Annotated in this window: 11 protein-coding genes and 1 pseudogene; 4 read left to right on the top strand and 8 right to left on the bottom strand. The window is 75.2% G+C overall.

What is annotated here, in order from left to right; translation table 11 throughout:
- Positions 1-77: 77 nt before the first annotated feature.
- The 3 genes from VIU94_RS39340 to VIU94_RS39330 form a co-directional block, all read right to left on the bottom strand.
- Entirely contained in the window at positions 78-566 is a 489-nt protein-coding gene (locus VIU94_RS39340; RefSeq protein WP_331919534.1) for a hypothetical protein, read from the bottom strand.
- Positions 563-2,107, bottom strand: a complete 1,545-nt coding sequence (locus VIU94_RS39335; RefSeq protein ID WP_331919532.1) for a hypothetical protein — start codon at positions 2,105-2,107, stop codon at positions 563-565. Before VIU94_RS39335 ends, VIU94_RS39340 begins: the two co-directional genes overlap by 4 nt.
- Before the next feature lie 97 nt (positions 2,108-2,204).
- Complete coding sequence (locus VIU94_RS39330; protein WP_414721084.1) at positions 2,205-2,948, bottom strand: GntR family transcriptional regulator; 744 nt, start codon at positions 2,946-2,948, stop codon at positions 2,205-2,207.
- Between the two features lie 180 nt (positions 2,949-3,128).
- Between VIU94_RS39330 and VIU94_RS39325 the strand changes: the two genes are divergently transcribed.
- The 4 genes from VIU94_RS39325 to VIU94_RS39310 all read left to right on the top strand — a co-directional run bounded on the left by VIU94_RS39325 (position 3,129) and on the right by VIU94_RS39310 (position 6,733).
- A complete protein-coding gene (locus VIU94_RS39325; RefSeq protein ID WP_331919530.1) occupies positions 3,129-4,412 on the top strand; it encodes an MFS transporter in 1,284 nt (427 codons plus the stop codon).
- An 82-nt stretch (positions 4,413-4,494) separates the two neighbouring features.
- Positions 4,495-5,259 (top strand): LamB/YcsF family protein, encoded by a 765-nt coding sequence (locus VIU94_RS39320; protein ID WP_331919528.1) that lies wholly within the window; start codon positions 4,495-4,497, stop codon positions 5,257-5,259.
- Positions 5,256-5,873 carry a 5-oxoprolinase subunit PxpB gene (gene pxpB, locus VIU94_RS39315; protein ID WP_331919526.1) on the top strand — a complete coding sequence of 206 codons (618 nt, stop codon included), beginning with the start codon at positions 5,256-5,258 and terminating at the stop codon, positions 5,871-5,873. The genes VIU94_RS39320 and pxpB overlap by 4 nt, the downstream gene beginning before the upstream one ends.
- On the top strand, positions 5,870-6,733 hold the full coding sequence (locus tag VIU94_RS39310) for a 5-oxoprolinase subunit C family protein (protein WP_331919524.1): 864 nt from the start codon (positions 5,870-5,872) through the stop codon (positions 6,731-6,733). Before pxpB ends, VIU94_RS39310 begins: the two co-directional genes overlap by 4 nt.
- A gap of 130 nt (positions 6,734-6,863) precedes the next feature.
- Here VIU94_RS39310 and VIU94_RS39305 read toward each other — a convergent pair whose 3' ends face one another.
- The 5 genes and pseudogenes from VIU94_RS39305 to VIU94_RS39285 form a co-directional block, all read right to left on the bottom strand.
- Positions 6,864-10,475: a hydantoinase B/oxoprolinase family protein gene (locus VIU94_RS39305; protein WP_331919522.1), complete on the bottom strand. Its 3,612-nt coding sequence runs from the start codon at positions 10,473-10,475 to the stop codon at positions 6,864-6,866.
- A complete protein-coding gene (locus VIU94_RS39300) occupies positions 10,472-11,380 on the bottom strand; it encodes an SGNH/GDSL hydrolase family protein (protein ID WP_331919520.1) in 909 nt (302 codons plus the stop codon). Before VIU94_RS39300 ends, VIU94_RS39305 begins: the two co-directional genes overlap by 4 nt.
- A gap of 89 nt (positions 11,381-11,469) precedes the next feature.
- Entirely contained in the window at positions 11,470-12,594 is a 1,125-nt protein-coding gene (locus VIU94_RS39295) for a glycosyltransferase (RefSeq protein WP_524540664.1), read from the bottom strand.
- Between the two features lie 356 nt (positions 12,595-12,950).
- Complete coding sequence (locus tag VIU94_RS39290) at positions 12,951-14,084, bottom strand: glycosyltransferase family 4 protein (RefSeq protein ID WP_331919518.1); 1,134 nt, start codon at positions 14,082-14,084, stop codon at positions 12,951-12,953.
- Between the two features lie 316 nt (positions 14,085-14,400).
- Positions 14,401-14,785, bottom strand: a pseudogene (locus tag VIU94_RS39285) (HEAT repeat domain-containing protein); the annotation flags it as partial.

Raw genomic sequence — 14,785 nt, 5'->3', positions numbered from 1 at the left:
CGTGACGGCGCCGCCGGTCGGCGCGGGCGCGGCCTCGGGCTCGCTCCACGCGGCGGCGTGCTCGGCGTGGTGGTCGCTCACGGCTGGGACTCCTCGGCGGGTACGGACGGACTGGCGGAACGCTTCAGGGGCAGCACGACGGGCTGCACGGCGGGCAGGTCGGGCGGCGCGATCTCGACGGGCGAGGCCTCGACCAGCCGCACGCCGCGCACATACGGCCGCGCGACGGGCGCCACGGGCTCCCCGACGTCGACCCGCACGATCCGAGCCCCCCGCTTCACCCCGCCATCGCCGGCCCCTGCCTCGGGGGTGGGTACGTCGGCGGCAGGCGCCGAACCGACGGCGCTGCCGTCCAGGCCGTCGGCCGCGTCCTCACCGGCTCCCTCCTCGGAGACCCGCACGTCGACGGCATCGGCGGCAGACGCAGGCACCGAAGCTCCGGCGCTCTCGCCCGGGCCCGTGGGCTCCGCCTCGGCGGTGAGCGCCTCCCGGTGCTCCGCGTCGGTCGCGCCTCGCGGCTGCGGGACCTCGCCCAGGTCGCAGTCCTGCGCCTCCGGCGCCGTCACGTCGACTCCGCGCGGTCCGCCGCCATGCCGGCCGCGTCGAGGAGGGCCGTGCCGACTATCAGGTCGGCGCCGCCGAATTCGGGGTCGTCGAGCTGGGCGCCGTCGTCGACGGCGAAGAGGAGGCGTTCCTCGCCCTGGCGGTAGGCGGTGCCGACCGGGGGGCTCGCCGCGTGGACGGCGAGGAGGGCGACCAGGTACGGGAGCTCGGGGTCGCGGCGGCGGGCGTCGGCGAGGAGGCCGGAGAGGCGGCGCGGGGCGTCGTGCTCCAGGTCGAGCAGCTCCATCGCGCTCGCCAGCTGCTCCTCGCTGAAGCGGCTGTCGTCAGGCGTGGCGATCAGGTCCGGCTCGGGCATCTCCGCACCCAGGTGCTCCCGCTCCACGGGCGGGGTGAGCAGCATGTCCACCAGGTCCGCGACCCGTACCGACACGGGTGTGCGCAGCCCCGTGCCGCGGGCGAAGAACGCGTCGGTGACGCGCGTCGCCTGCTCGACCGGGAGCGGCAGGATCGGCGCGACCAGCTGGCCGTACAGGTCGATGCCGGTGTACGCCGTGGGCGTCGCGAACGCCTGCCGGTCCTGCTCCGCGCGGAACAGCGGCCCGGCCTCGAGGAGCCGGGACTGCAGCTGGGTGTGCCGGCGGATGCAGTCCTTGACGATGTCGACGAGCTCGGCCGCGCGCCGCTTGTGCTCGGCCGTCTTCGCGTCGGACGTGGCCTCCGCCTCGTCGCGCGCCTTGCGGATGTTCGTCAGGATCGCGTTCTCGTGGCGGTAGCGGTCGGCCACGTGGTCCAGCGCCTCGGCGATCATGTCCGGCACCGCGTTGAGCCAGTCGACCGCGCGCACGTTCCGCCGGGTCGCCTCCAGCGTCCTGCGGAGCGTCTCGGCGTACTGCACCGTCCGGTAGCGCGCCTGCTCGGCCGCGAGCTGGGCGTCGGCGAGCCGGCCCCGGTTGATCAGGACCTCCAGCTTGACCTCGGCGGCGATCTGCGCGCTGGTGACGTCCGTGTCGAGCGCGCCGACGAGGACGTTGACCGCCTCGTCCGTCGTGCGCAGGTACACCCCGCCCCCGTAGCCGGGGACCTCCTCGATGAGCTTGAAGTCGTAGTCCCGCCGGACGTACACCCCGTCGGTGCCGAACGTGCCGTACACGGCGCGGAAGCCGCGGTCGACGCTGCCGACGTTGATCAGGTTCTCCAGGACCCAGCGGGCCACCCGCTCGTGCTCGGCGGCGGGCCGCTCCGGGGCCTGCGCGGCGACGCGCGGCAGCAGCCGGGCGACGATCTGCTCGTGGTCGGCGCCCGTGTCGAAGTCCATGTTGAGCGTGACGAGGTCGATCGCGGAGAGCGCGACCTCCGCCATCGCGTACACCGAGTACTCACCGGCGAGATTCGCCTTGCGCGCGTCGAGGTCGTGCAGCGGCGCGGTGCACGCGAGCGCGCGCAGCCGCCGCGCCAGCCCTTCGTCGGCGGCCGGGCCCTGAGCGGGTCGCGGCCCCGCGCTGAGCTGGGGCGGAACGAAGTCCGTCGAGGCAGGCGATGTCACGGTGGACAGATTAGGTCCTCGCAGTGACAACGGTCGAAACGGCGCAGATACGACCGGCCGTGCCAACGGGCCCGCGACGCCCTGGACGTGACCGGTGTCACGCCCCGTCCGGTCCGGGACCCTCCACCGAGCGGGCGTAGACCTCGACCATGCCGTCCCGGGAGTCGTCCAGGTAGCGCGCGAGCAGCCGTTCCGCCGTCGCCCGCTCCCCCGCCGCGAGCGCGTCCAGAATCTCCCGGTTTCGTACGAGATAGGGCTCGTGGAGTCCGCGCGGGTCGGCCACGACGTGGAAGGCGAGCCTGAGTTCGGCGAGCACTCCGCGCATCAGCTCGTCCGTGCGGGCGCTGCCGGCCAGGGCGACGAGTTCGCGATGGAAGTGGATGTTGGCGGTGGAGACGCCGGTCCAGTCCCTGGACCTGGCCGCCTTCTCGCCCTCCGCGACCGCGTCGGCGAGCCCGTCGAGCGCGTACGGCGGCCTGCCGAGGCCGTGCACGACGGCGCACTCGACGAGCCGCCGGGTGCGGTAGATGTCGGCGACGTCGTCCACGGCGAGGACCCGGACGAACACGCCCCGGTTCAGCTGATGGACGAGCAGCCGCTCGTGCGTGAGCAGCCGGAACGCCTCGCGCAGGGTGTTGCGGGACACCCCGAGCGCGCCGCCGATGCTCTCCTCGGAGAGCCGCGCGCCGGGTGGGAAGAAGCCCTCGGCGATCCGGGTGCGCAGGATGTCGGCGACCCGCTCGGCCGTGCTCGTACGCCCGAGCAGCGCCCGGTCGCCGGCCAGCTCGTCGGCCCGGTCGTCGGCCCGCGCGTCCGCCCGTTCACCGCCCCGTCCGTCGATTCCGCCCACTGTGCCCGCCTCTCCGCCCTCTGGCGTCGTCCGCCGCCGAGTCAACCGCAGAAACGAGGACGGGACAACACACCTCTTGTCGGATCGTTGAACAATCCTCTACGGTGACGACACCGCGCGGTCCCCCGGCACGTCCCCTCAAGCACGCTCCTCCCCCTCTGCGAGGTGCACATGAGCTCGACCCGGACCACCCACTCGACCTCCCGGGAGCAACTGCCCGGGGAATCAGGCCCGTTCGGCTGGCTGCGCGCGCTCGGCCCACGCGGCCGGCGCGCCTTCGGCGGCGCGTTCGGCGGGTACGCCCTGGACTCCTACGACTTCTTCACGCTGCCGCTCGGCATGGTCGCCATCGCCGCGTACTTCGGCCTCGACAAGGGCCAGACCGGGCTGCTGACCACCGTCACCCTCGTCGTCTCGGCGGTCGGCGGCGTGCTCGCCGGCATCCTGGCCGACCGCATCGGGCGCGTCCGGGCGCTGATGATCACCGTCGGCACGTACGCGCTCTTCACCGTCCTGTGCGGCTTCGCGCCGAACTACGAGACCCTGCTGGTGTTCCGCGCCCTCCAAGGCCTCGGCTTCGGCGGCGAGTGGGCTGTCGGCGCGATCCTGGTCGCCGAGTACGCCTCCGCCCGGCATCGGGGCCGTACCCTCGGCGGCGTCCAGAGCGCCTGGGCGGCCGGGTGGGCGCTCGCGGTCGTCGTCTACACCCTGGTCTTCCAGTTCGCGGCGCCGGACACCGCCTGGCGGATCCTCTTCTGGACGGGCGCGCTGCCGGCCCTGCTCGTCATCTGGGTGCGGCGGAACGTGGAGGATGCACCGCAGGCCGCGGCGGCGCGGAACGCGGCGCCCGAACGGGGCTCGTTCACCGGCGTGTTCAAGCCCGGTCTGCTGCGGGTCACCCTCTTCGCGACGCTGCTGTCGACAGGCGTGCAGGGCGGCTACTACACGCTCGCCACCTGGGTCCCCACGTACCTCAAGTCCGAACGCGGGCTCACGGTCGTCGGGACCGGCGGCTACCTCGCGTTCCTCATCTCGGGCGCGTTCATCGGGTACCTCACCGGCGGCGTCCTGACGGACCGGCTGGGCCGGAAGAAGAACATCGCGCTCTTCGCCGTCCTGTCCGCGTTCTGCATCCTCGCCTACACGAACATCCCCGACGGGGCGAACGGTCTGCTGCTCGTCCTCGGATTCCCGCTCGGCTTCTGCATGTCCGCCATCTTCAGCGGCTTCGGCTCCTTCCTGGCCGAGCTGTACCCGACGGCGCTGCGCGGCACCGGGCAGGGCTTCACGTACAACACCGGCCGCGCGGTCGGCGCGCTGTTCCCCACCCTCGTCGGCTTCCTCGCCGACAGCTGGGGCGTGGGCGGCGCGCTGGTCTTCGGCGCGGTCGGCTACGGCATCGCCGTACTGGCGCTGCTGGGGCTGCCGGAGACGCGGGGGCGCGAACTCGTATGAGGCGTCGTTCTCTCGGCACGACCCGCACCACCCGCGGTACCTGAACCACACGCACCACCCGCACGACAGGAGAGACACCACCATGACCTGGGCCTCGATCGATCTCAACGCCGACCTCGGCGAGGGTTTCGGCCGCTGGCGGCTCACCGACGACGAGCAGCTGCTGTCGGTCGTCACCAGCGCCAACGTGGCCTGCGGCTTCCACGCCGGGGACGCGGTCACCATGCGCCGGGTCTGCGAGCTGGCGGCGGACCGCGGGGTGCGGATCGGCGCCCAGGTCTCGTACCGCGACCTGGCCGGCTTCGGCCGCCGCGCGATGGACGTACCGGCCGAGGAGCTGGCCGCCGAGATCGCGTACCAGATCGGCGCCCTTGAGGTGTTCGCGCGAGCGGCCGGTTCCCGGGTCTCGTACGTCAAGCCGCATGGCGCGCTCTACAACCGGGTGGTGCGCGACGAGGAGCAGGCGGCGGCGGTCGTCGACGGGGTGCTGCTCAGCGGCGAGCGGCTGCCGCTGCTCGGGCTGCCCGGCTCGCGACTGCACGCGGTGGCGGAGAAGGCCGGACTCCCTGTGGTCGCCGAGGCGTTCGGCGACCGGGCCTACACGGCGGACGGCGCCCTCGTGCCGCGCGGGCAGGAGGGCGCCGTCGTCACCGATCCGACCGAGGTCGTCGAACGGTCGGTGTCCATGGCCCGGTTCGGCGTGGTCACCGCGCACTGCGGGCGGGCGGTGGCGGTCCGGGCGCGGTCGCTGTGCCTGCACGGCGACACCCCGGGCGCGGTGGCGCTCGCCCGGCAGGTCCGCGCGCGCCTTGAGGCCTCCGGAGTCCGTGTGAAGGCATTCGTGTGAGGACGCATCAGGTGGGTGACCGGGCGCTGCTGGTCGAGCTGGACGACGGGGCGCAGGTACGGGCGCTGCACGCGGAGTTGCTGCGGCGGCGGGCGGCCGGGGCGCTGCCCGGGGTGCGGGAGATCGTGCCCGCGGCGCGGACGGTGCTGCTCGACGGTCTTGCCGAGCCGCGCCGGCTGGCCGCCGAGCTGCCCGGCTGGGACGTGCCCGAGCTGCCGGAGCGGGCGGCCGAGCCGGTCGTGGTGCCCGTCCGTTACGACGGGCCGGACCTGGCGGAGGTCGCCGCGCTGTGGGGGGTGTCGCCGGAGGCGGCGGTGCGGATCCACACGGAGGCTTCGTTCACCGTCGCGTTCTGCGGGTTCGCGCCGGGCTTCGGGTATCTGACCGGGCTCGACGCGCGGTACGAGGTGCCGCGGCGGGCCACGCCGCGCACCACCGTGCCCGCGGGCTCGGTCGCGCTGGCCGGGCCGTACACCGGGGTGTACCCGCGGTCCTCGCCCGGCGGCTGGCAGCTGATCGGCACCACGGACACGGTGCTGTGGGACACCGCGCGGGAACCCGCGGCACTGCTGTCCCCCGGCACGCCCGTGCGGTTCACGGCGGCGGTCCGATGACGGACCGCGCGTTCGCCGTCGTACGGGCCGGGGCGCTCACCACGGTGCAGGACCAGGGGCGGCCCGGGCACGCGCATCTCGGGGTGCCGCGGTCGGGGGCGCTGGATTCGGGGGCGGCGCGGCTGGTCAATCGCCTCGTCGGCAATCCGGAGGGGGCGGCGGTCCTGGAGACCACCGTCACGGGGTGCGCGGTGCGGCCGCGGTGCGATGTGACGGTCGCGGTCGGCGGCGCGCCGTGCCCGGTGACCGTGGACGGCCGCCCGGCGGCGTGGGGGGTGGCGGTGCGCGTTCCGGCCGGGGCCGTTTTGGAGGTGGGCGCGGCGGTGCGGGGGCTGCGGTCGTACGTGGGGTTCGGCGGGGGGATCGCGGTGGAGCCGGTGCTCGGGAGCCGGTCGGCCGATCTGCTGTCCGGCCTCGGCCCGGCGCCGCTGACGGACGGAGCGGTGCTGCCGCTCGGAGCCGCTTCGGCCGTACGGGGGTCGGTCGGGGCGGTCCCCTGGCCGGGGCCGCCGGAGGTCCTCGTGCTGCGGGCGCGGCTCGGGCCGCGGGAGGGGTGGTTCAGCCGTGCGGCGGTTCGGATGCTGGCCACGGTGACGTATCAGGTCTCGGCGGCGAGCAATCGGATCGGGCTGCGCACCGAAGGCCCGCCGCTGGAACGCGCAGTGACCGGCGAGCTCCCCAGTGAGGGGATGGTTCTTGGCGCGGTTCAGGTTCCGCCGGACGGGCGGCCGGTGGTGTTTCTGGCGGATCACCCGACAACCGGGGGGTATCCCGTCATCGCCGTGGTGCGGGAGGGCGACCTGGCCGCGGCGGCACAGGCTCGGCCGGGGACGGCGGTGCGGTTCGTTCCGTACGGGTGAGGGCGCCCTTGGGGTGAGCGGCCCCGTACGCGAAGCCGTCTCCGGGGGTTGTGCCCACCCTCCCCCAAGCTCTCGGTTTCGCTCGAGTAGGGGGACCTCCATCGCCCTGCGGGACTTATGCCCACAAGGGTTACGAGTCGACGTCCGCGCAGCCCCCGCCTGGCGGCGCGCCGTAGCCGCCGCCGCCCGGCGTGCGGAGGACCAGGACGTCGTCAGGGCCCACCTCCGTCGTGTCGACTCCGCCCAGTCGCTCGACCGTCCCGTCCGCCCGTTCCACCGTGTTCTCGCCCAGCGTGCCCGGCGCGCCGCCCGCCATGCCGTACGGGGGGACGCGGCGGTGGCCCGTCAGGAGGGCGACGGTCATCGGCTCCAGGAAGCGGATGCGGCGTACGACGCCGTCGCCGCCGTGCCAGGCGCCCCGGCCGCCGCTGCCCGCCCGGACCTCGAATGCGTCGACGCGGACCGGGTAGCGCCACTCCAGGATCTCGGGGTCGGTGAGCCGGGAGTTGGTCATGTGGGTCTGGACGGCGTCCGCGCCGTCGAAGCCGTCGCCGGCGCCGGAGCCGCTGGCCACCGTCTCGTAGTACTGGACGCGGTCGTTGCCGAAGGTCAGGTTGTTCATCGTGCCCGAGCCCTCGGCCTGGACGCCGAGTGCCGCGTACAGCGCGCCGGTCACCGCCTGCGAGGTCTCGACGTTCCCGGCGACGGTGGCCGCCGGGTACTCGGGGGCGAGCATCGAGCCGTCCGGCACCCGCACCTCCAGGGGCTCCAGGCAGCCGCTGTTGAGCGGGATGTCGTCGTCGACGAGGGTCCGGAAGACGTACAGGACGGCCGCCATGACGACCGACTTCGGGGCGTTGAAGTTGCCGGGCAGCTGGGCCGAGGTACCGGTGAAGTCGAGGACGGCGGAACGGCGTTCGCGGTCGACGCGGACGGCGACCTCGATCACCGCGCCGCCGTCCGTCTCGTACCGGCAGGACCCGTCGCGCAGTCCGGCGACGATCCGCCGGACCGACTCCTCCGCGTTGTCGCGGACGTGCCGCATGTATGCCTGGACGACGTCGAGCCCGAACTGGTCGACCATCTTGCCGAGTTCCTCGATGCCCTTCTCGTTCGCGGCGATCTGGGCGCGCAGGTCGGCGAGATTGGTGTCGGGGTCGCGGGAGGGGTACGCCGCGCCGGTGAGCAGGGCGCGGGTCTCCTCCTCCCGCAGCCGGCCGTCGCGGACCAGCAGCCAGTTGTCGAAGAGGACGCCCTCCTCGTGCACGGTCCGGCTGAAGGCCGGCATGGAGCCGGGGGTGATGCCGCCGATCTCGGCGTGGTGGCCGCGCGAGGCGACGAGGAAGCGCAGGTCGCCGGCCGGGCCGAAGACGGGGGTGACGACGGTGACGTCAGGCAGGTGGGTGCCGCCGTGGTACGGGTCGTTGACCGCGTACACGTCCCCGGGGCGCAGGTCGCCGGCGCGGCGGCGCAGCACCTCCTTGATGGACTCGCCCATGGAGCCGAGGTGGACGGGGATGTGGGGCGCGTTGGCGATCAGATTGCCGTCGGCGTCGAAGAGCGCGCAGGAGAAGTCGAGGCGTTCCTTGATGTTGACGGAGTGGGCGGTGTTCTCCAGGCGGACGCCCATCTGCTCGGCGATCGCCATGAAGAGGTTGTTGAAGACCTCCAGGAGCACGGGGTCGACGTCGGTGCCGACGGCGACCCGGGCGGGCCGGGGCGTGGCGCGGGTGAGCCGCAGGTGCCCCTGCTCGGTGGCGGTGGCCTGCCAGCCGGGGTCGACGACGGTGGTGGCGTCGGCCTCGGCGAGGATCGCGGGGCCGGTGACGGTGTCGCCGGGCCGCAGGTCCGCGCGCCGGTGCAGCGGAGTGTCGCGGGGTTTGCCGTCGGAGTGCATCGTGACGGTGTCGTACGGGGCGAGGGGGCCGGGGCGTTCGCCGACGTCCACGGCGACGGGCTCGTGCGGCCCGGCGACGCCGGTCGCCTCGACCTGGACGGCCTCGACGACGAGCGGCTTGTCCATGGTGAAGGCGTACCGGGCGCGGTGCACGGCCGTGAACTCCTCGGCCATCTCCGCGGCGGGGCCGAGCGGCACGGGCAGGCTCGCGTCGGTGCCCGCGTACCGGAGGAGCACCCGCGCGCGGGTGGTGATCGCGGTGTCCGGCAGGCCGTCGGCGCGGAGTTCGGAGCGGGTCCGGTCGGCCAGGGCGGCGCACAGCTCCTCGACGCGGGCGAGCGCGGCGGCGTCGAGCTCGGCCTCGACGGACTGCTCGCGCAGGGCGGTGGCGTCGGCGAGGCCGATGCCGTACGCGGACAGGACGCCGGCGAGCGGGGGGACGAGGACGGTGTCGATGCCCAGGGCGTCGGCGACGGCGCAGGCGTGCTGGCCGCCGGCGCCGCCGAAGCTGGTGAGTGCGTAGCGGGTGACGTCGTGGCCGCGCTGGACGGAGATCTTCTTGACCGCGTTGGCCATGTTGAGGACGGCGATCTCCAGGAATCCGGCGGCGACCTCCTCGGGGGTGCGGCCGCCGCCGACGCGCTCGGCGAGGGCGGTGAACTTCTCCCGCACGACGTCGGCGTCGAGCGGCCGGTCGCCGTCGGGGCCGAACACGGCGGGAAAGTGGGCGGGCTGGACCCGGCCGAGCATGACGTTGGCGTCGGTGACGGTGAGCGGGCCGCCGCGGCGGTAGCAGGCGGGGCCGGGGACGGCGCCGGCGGAGTCGGGGCCGACGCGGTAGCGCCGGCCGTCGAAGTGGAGCACCGACCCGCCCCCGGCGGCGACGGTGTGGATGTTCATCATCGGTGCGCGCATCCGGACGCCGGCGACCTGGGTGCCGAGCTCGCGCTCGAACTCCCCCGCGTAGTGGGACACGTCGGTGGAGGTGCCGCCCATGTCGAAGCCGATGACCCGGTCGTGGCCGGCCTGCTGGGAGGTACGGGCCATGCCGACGACGCCGCCGGCCGGGCCGGACAGGACGGCGTCCTTGCCGCGGAAGTGGGCGGCCTCCCGCAGTCCGCCGTTGGACTGCATGAACATCAGCCGGATTCCGGCGAGTTCGCGGGCGACCTCGTCGACGTAGCGGCGCAGGATCGGCGAGAGGTAGGCGTCGACGACGGTGGTGTCGCCGCGTGGCACGAGTTTGATCAGCGGGCTGACCTCGTGCGAGCAGCTGACCTGAGAGAAGCCGGCGGCGCGGGCGAGGTCGGCGATGCGGGCCTCGTGGTCGGGGCGCTTGTACCCGTGCAGGAGGACGACGGCGGCGCTGCGGTAGCCATCGTCGTGGGCGGCGTGCAGGGCGGCGGTGACGGCGTCCTCGTCGAGGGGGCGGACGACGCGGCCGTGCGCGTCGACGCGTTCGGGGACCTCGACGACGCGCTCGTACACCGCCTCGGGGAGCACGATGTGACGGTCGAAGAGGCGGGGGCGGTTCTGGTAGGCGATGCGGAGGGCGTCGCGGAAGCCCTGGGTGACGAGGAGGAGGGTGGGTTCGCCGCGGCGCTCCAGGAGGGCGTTGGTGGCGACGGTCGTGCCCATCTTGACGACGTCGATCCGGTCGGCGGGTACGGGTTCGTCCGGGGCGAGGCCGAGGAGCAGCCGGATGCCGGTGACGGCGGCGTCCTGGCGGCGTGCGGGGTCGTGCGAGAGCAGTTTGCGGGTGACGAGGCGGCCATCGGGGCGGCGGCCCACGACGTCGGTGAAGGTGCCGCCGCGGTCGATCCAGAACTCCCAGCGTCCGGTCATTCCCCCATTCTGGCGCGGGGGACGTCGAGTGACACGGCCGCGAGCGCGGCGGACAGGGCCTGTTCGGCGCGGCGGTCGAGCCGCGCGCCGGTGCCCCGGGCCCAGTGGCGCAGCTCGTCCCCCGCGAGGACCACCAGCTGGGGCAGCAGGTCGTGGCAGCGGCGGACGACCCATCCGGTGCCGGAGGTGGCGAGCCAGAGCAGGGTGTCGGCGCGGGTGGGCGGGGGCTGCTGGGGTTCGCGGGCGGGTGGCGCGCCGTGGGCGAGGCCGCGGTCGGCGAGCAGCTCGTGGAACCGGGCGGCGATGGCCCGGTGCCCGCGCTCGCCCGGGTGCAGCCGGTCGGCGCTCCACAGGGTGCGGTCGTCGGTCCAGACGGGGTCGGCGAGGTGGAGGTGGACGGTGCGGTGCCGCCCGGAGAGGGCGTGCACGACGGCGTTGACGGCCCGCTGCCGGCGGGCGAGCGGGCGGGCGAGGGGCGGCGGCAGCGCGAGCATCCGCCCGGGGTCGGGCAGACAGGCGGTGAGCAGCACGGTCCCCGCGGCGGCGAGCTCGCCGCAGACCCGGTCGAGGCTGCGGGCGAGCTGCGCGATGTCGAACGTCATGCGCAGCGTGTCGTTGACCCCGACGACGACGGACGCGACATCCGGCCGAAACGCGAGCGCCGCGGGCCCCTGCTCCTCGGCGACGTCCCGACTGAGCGCCCCGCTGACGGCGAAGTTCCGAAACTCCACGCCCTGTTCGGGCCCCCCGAGGTGCGCCGCGAGCAGCGCCCCCCAGCCCCGCCAGGCCCCGTCGACCCGGTCCCCGACGCCTTCACTGAGCGAGTCCCCGAGAACGGCGAAGCGGAGGGGGGCGGGGCCGTCGCCGACCGAGCGGCGCGGCAGCGGCAGCCCGCCGTCCGTCAAGGCCTCCGGCTCCGGGTGTCGGACGGGGACGGATGCCCCCGGGGGGTGTGTCGGCGGGCTCGGGGGAGGCGGGTTTTCCGTGCGGGGCGTCATCGGGGGGCTGCCTCGGGGGTGAGGGCGTCGTGGGCGTGGAGGAAGGCGGTGGTGGAGCGTTGCCAGGAGAAGAGTTCGGCGCGGGCTCGGGCCCGGGCGCGGCGGGTGGGCTCGGGTTCGGCGAGCAGGGTGCGGATCGCGGCGGCGAAGGCCGCGGGGTCGTCGGCGGCCGATGCGCCCGCGGAGCCGAGTACCTCGGGGAGCGCCGAGGACGCGCTCGCCACGACCGGGGTGCCGCAGGCCAGCGCCTCCAGGGCGGACAGCCCGAACGTCTCGGCCGGGCCGGGCGCGAGGCAGATGTCCGCCGAGGCCTGCAGGTCCGCGAGGGCCTCGCGGTCGGCGACGTGCCCGAGGAACCGGACCGGCAGGCCGCGTGCCCGTGCCCGCCGTTCCAGTGCGCCCCGCAGCGGCCCGTCCCCGGCCACCACCAGCGCCGCGCCGACTCCCGCGGCGCGCAGTTCGGCGAGGGCGTCCAGCGCGGTCCCGGGCCGCTTCTCCACGGACAACCGCGAGCAGAGCAGCAGCAGGACGCGCTCGCCGTCCGCGCACTGCGCGCGCAGCACCGCGTTGCGTCGGCCGGGGCGGCAGCGGTCCAGGTCCACGCCGAGCGGCGCGCGGATGACGTTGCGCGCGCCGATGCGGGCGAACTCCCGCTCGGCCCACTCCGTGGTGCAGACGATCCGGGAGTACGCCCAGGCGCTGCGTCGGTTGAGCCGGTCCGCCGCACGCGCGGCGACGGCGGGCGGCACGCCCCAGGTGCGCAGGACGCCGTCGGCGGTCTCGTGGGAGACCATCACTGACGGGATGCGGGCGCGGCGCGCCCACTCCCCCGTCCACCGAAGCGTGGTCCGGTCGTTGACCTCGAGCCGGTCCGGCGCGAGCTCTTCGAGCAGCCGTCGGACCCGGGCGCGGTCGGCGAGGACGCGGTACCCACCGGTCCCGGGCAGGACAGCCCCGGGGAGGGTGACGACCCGCCCCTGCTCGGTGACCCGGTCGTCGTACTCCGTGCCCGGCACGACGAGCACCGGCTCGTGCCCCGCCGCGAGGTACCCCCGCCCGAGCCGCTCGAGCGCGGTGCGCAGCCCGCCGGAGGTGGGCGTGACGAAGTTGGCGACCCGCACGATCCTCAGCCCACTCGCGGGCGTAGCCGGTGAGGCTGTCCCCGCCCCGGAGCCGGGCCGGAAAGCCGACCGGGCGGGTGCGCCGATCGCCGGGGCCGACGGGCCTGCGCCCGCGAAGGGTCCGGCGACAGCGCTTGCCGGCGCCGCAGAATCTGAGCCCGCGCTCTCGCGAAGCGCGTCCGCGCCCGCCGGCCGGGCGGGGGCGTCGATCGCCGGGGAGGCCGAGCCTGCGCCCGCTCCCCCGCGCACCCCCTCCCCGCCCGCCTGCCGCGGAATCGGTTCCGCAGCGGCACCGGTGCCGGCACCGCCCGCGCCCCGGCGGATCTCCGCCCCCGCGCCCGTCCCCCGCGCCCCGTTCACGCCGCCACCGCCGTGCGTCGGGCTTCCAGGATGTCCGTGTAGTGGGCCAGGAGTTGGTCGCCGATGGCTTCCCAGGTGCGGGTGCCGACGGCCTCTCGGGCGGCGCGTCCGTAGACCGCGCGCAGGTCGGGGGAGTCCGCCAGGGTGGCGACCGCCTGGCGGAGGGCGGGCGCGTCGTTCGGGGGGACCAGGAAGCCGGTGGTGCGGTGGTCGACGAGGTCGAGGGGGCCGCCGGCAGCGGGGGCGACGACCGGGACCCCGCTCGCCATCGCCTCCTGCACGGTCTGGCAGAACGTCTCGTACGGCCCGGTGTGCGCGAACACGTCGAGCGAGGCGAAGATCCGGGCCAGTTCGTCGCCGGTCCGCCGCCCCAGGAACACCGCTCCGGGCAGCGCGGCCCGCAGCCCCGGCTCGCTCGGCCCGTCGCCGACCACGACGACCCGCACGCCCGGCAGGTCGCACGCCCCGGCGAGCAGCTCCACCCGTTTCTCGGGCGCGAGCCGCCCCACGTACCCCACCAGCACCTCCCCGCCGGGCGCGAGTTCGCGTCGCAGGGCCTCGTCGCGCAGGTCGGGCCGGAACCGTACGGCGTCGACGCCGCGCTGCCACAGCCGCACCCGGGGGACGCCGTGCGCCTCCAGGTCCCGGACGGCCGCCGAGGACGGCGCGAGGGTCCGGTCGGCGGCGGCGTGCACGGCGCGCAGCCGCCGCCACGCCGCGCCCTCGCCCGCGCCGACGTAGGTACGGGCGTACCCGGCGAGGTCGGTCTGGTAGACGGCGACGGCGGGGATGCCGAGCCGGGCCGCGGCCGTCATGCCCCGCACGCCGAGCACGAACGGGCTGGCGAGGTGGACGACGTCCGCGCGGTGAGCGGCGATCGCGGCGGCCACCCGGCGGCTCGGCAGAGCCACCCTGACCTGCGGGTATCCGGGAAGCGGAAGGGACGGGACGCGCACCACGGGGCACGGTGCGTCGGCGTCCGCGGTCTCGGCCGCGCCGGAGGGCGCGGCCGGTGCTATCACGAGCGGATCATGACCGCGCCGGACGAGATGCCGGGCGGTCTGCAGGGCGCAATGCGCCACACCGTTGACGTCGGGAGGAAAGGATTCGGTGACGATGACGACACGCATACCCGTGTTGTCGTCGGGCCCGGGGCTCTCCCGCCAACGTGGATCTTTCCCCCCGCCGAACGTCCCATGAGCGTTTCCCTCGAAGCAGGGGGAGGCACCGCCGCAGGGGGCGCGAGGGGGGTGCCCTCAGAGGCGGGGCGGCGCCCCGCGGGGCCCGCAGGGCGAACCCCGGGCACGCCGGGCGGAACCCCGGCAGCCGCCCCAGCAGTCCCCCAGCAACGCTGCCCCAGGCCCCCTGGCCGGGGTGAGGCCCGGAGGGCGGCGCGTGGCCGCAGCGCCGACACCCCCCGCGCCACCCCCATGCAGAAGCCCGCCCTCAGACCTGCAAGTCAGGCCCCAGGCGCGTGCGGACCGCCGTCTGGACCTCTGCCTCCTCCGCCGGGTCGGCGGCGAGGCGGCGCAATCGGTCGGCCACTCGGACGTCGCCGGTCTCGGCGTGCTGGGCGGCGAGCTCGCGGGTCGTCTCCTCGCAGTCCCACAGGCACTCGACGGCGAAGCCGGTCGCGTACGTGGGGTCGGTCGCGGCGAGCGCGCGGGCGGTGCGGCCGCGCAGCTCGGACGAGGAGGTCTCGCGGTACACGTGGCGCAGCACGGGCGCGGCGCAGGCGACGCCGAGCCGGCCGACGCCGTCGACGAGCGCGTACAGGGCGGCCGCGTCGGGCCCGTCCGAGCGCACGGTCTCGCGCAGCGCGCCGAGCACG

It is taken from the genome of Streptomyces sp., assembly GCF_036566765.1.
GTDB lineage: Bacteria > Actinomycetota > Actinomycetes > Streptomycetales > Streptomycetaceae > Streptomyces.
The sequence above is the reverse complement of the archived record's forward strand: the minus strand, read 5'-3'. Positions and strand labels throughout refer to the sequence as shown.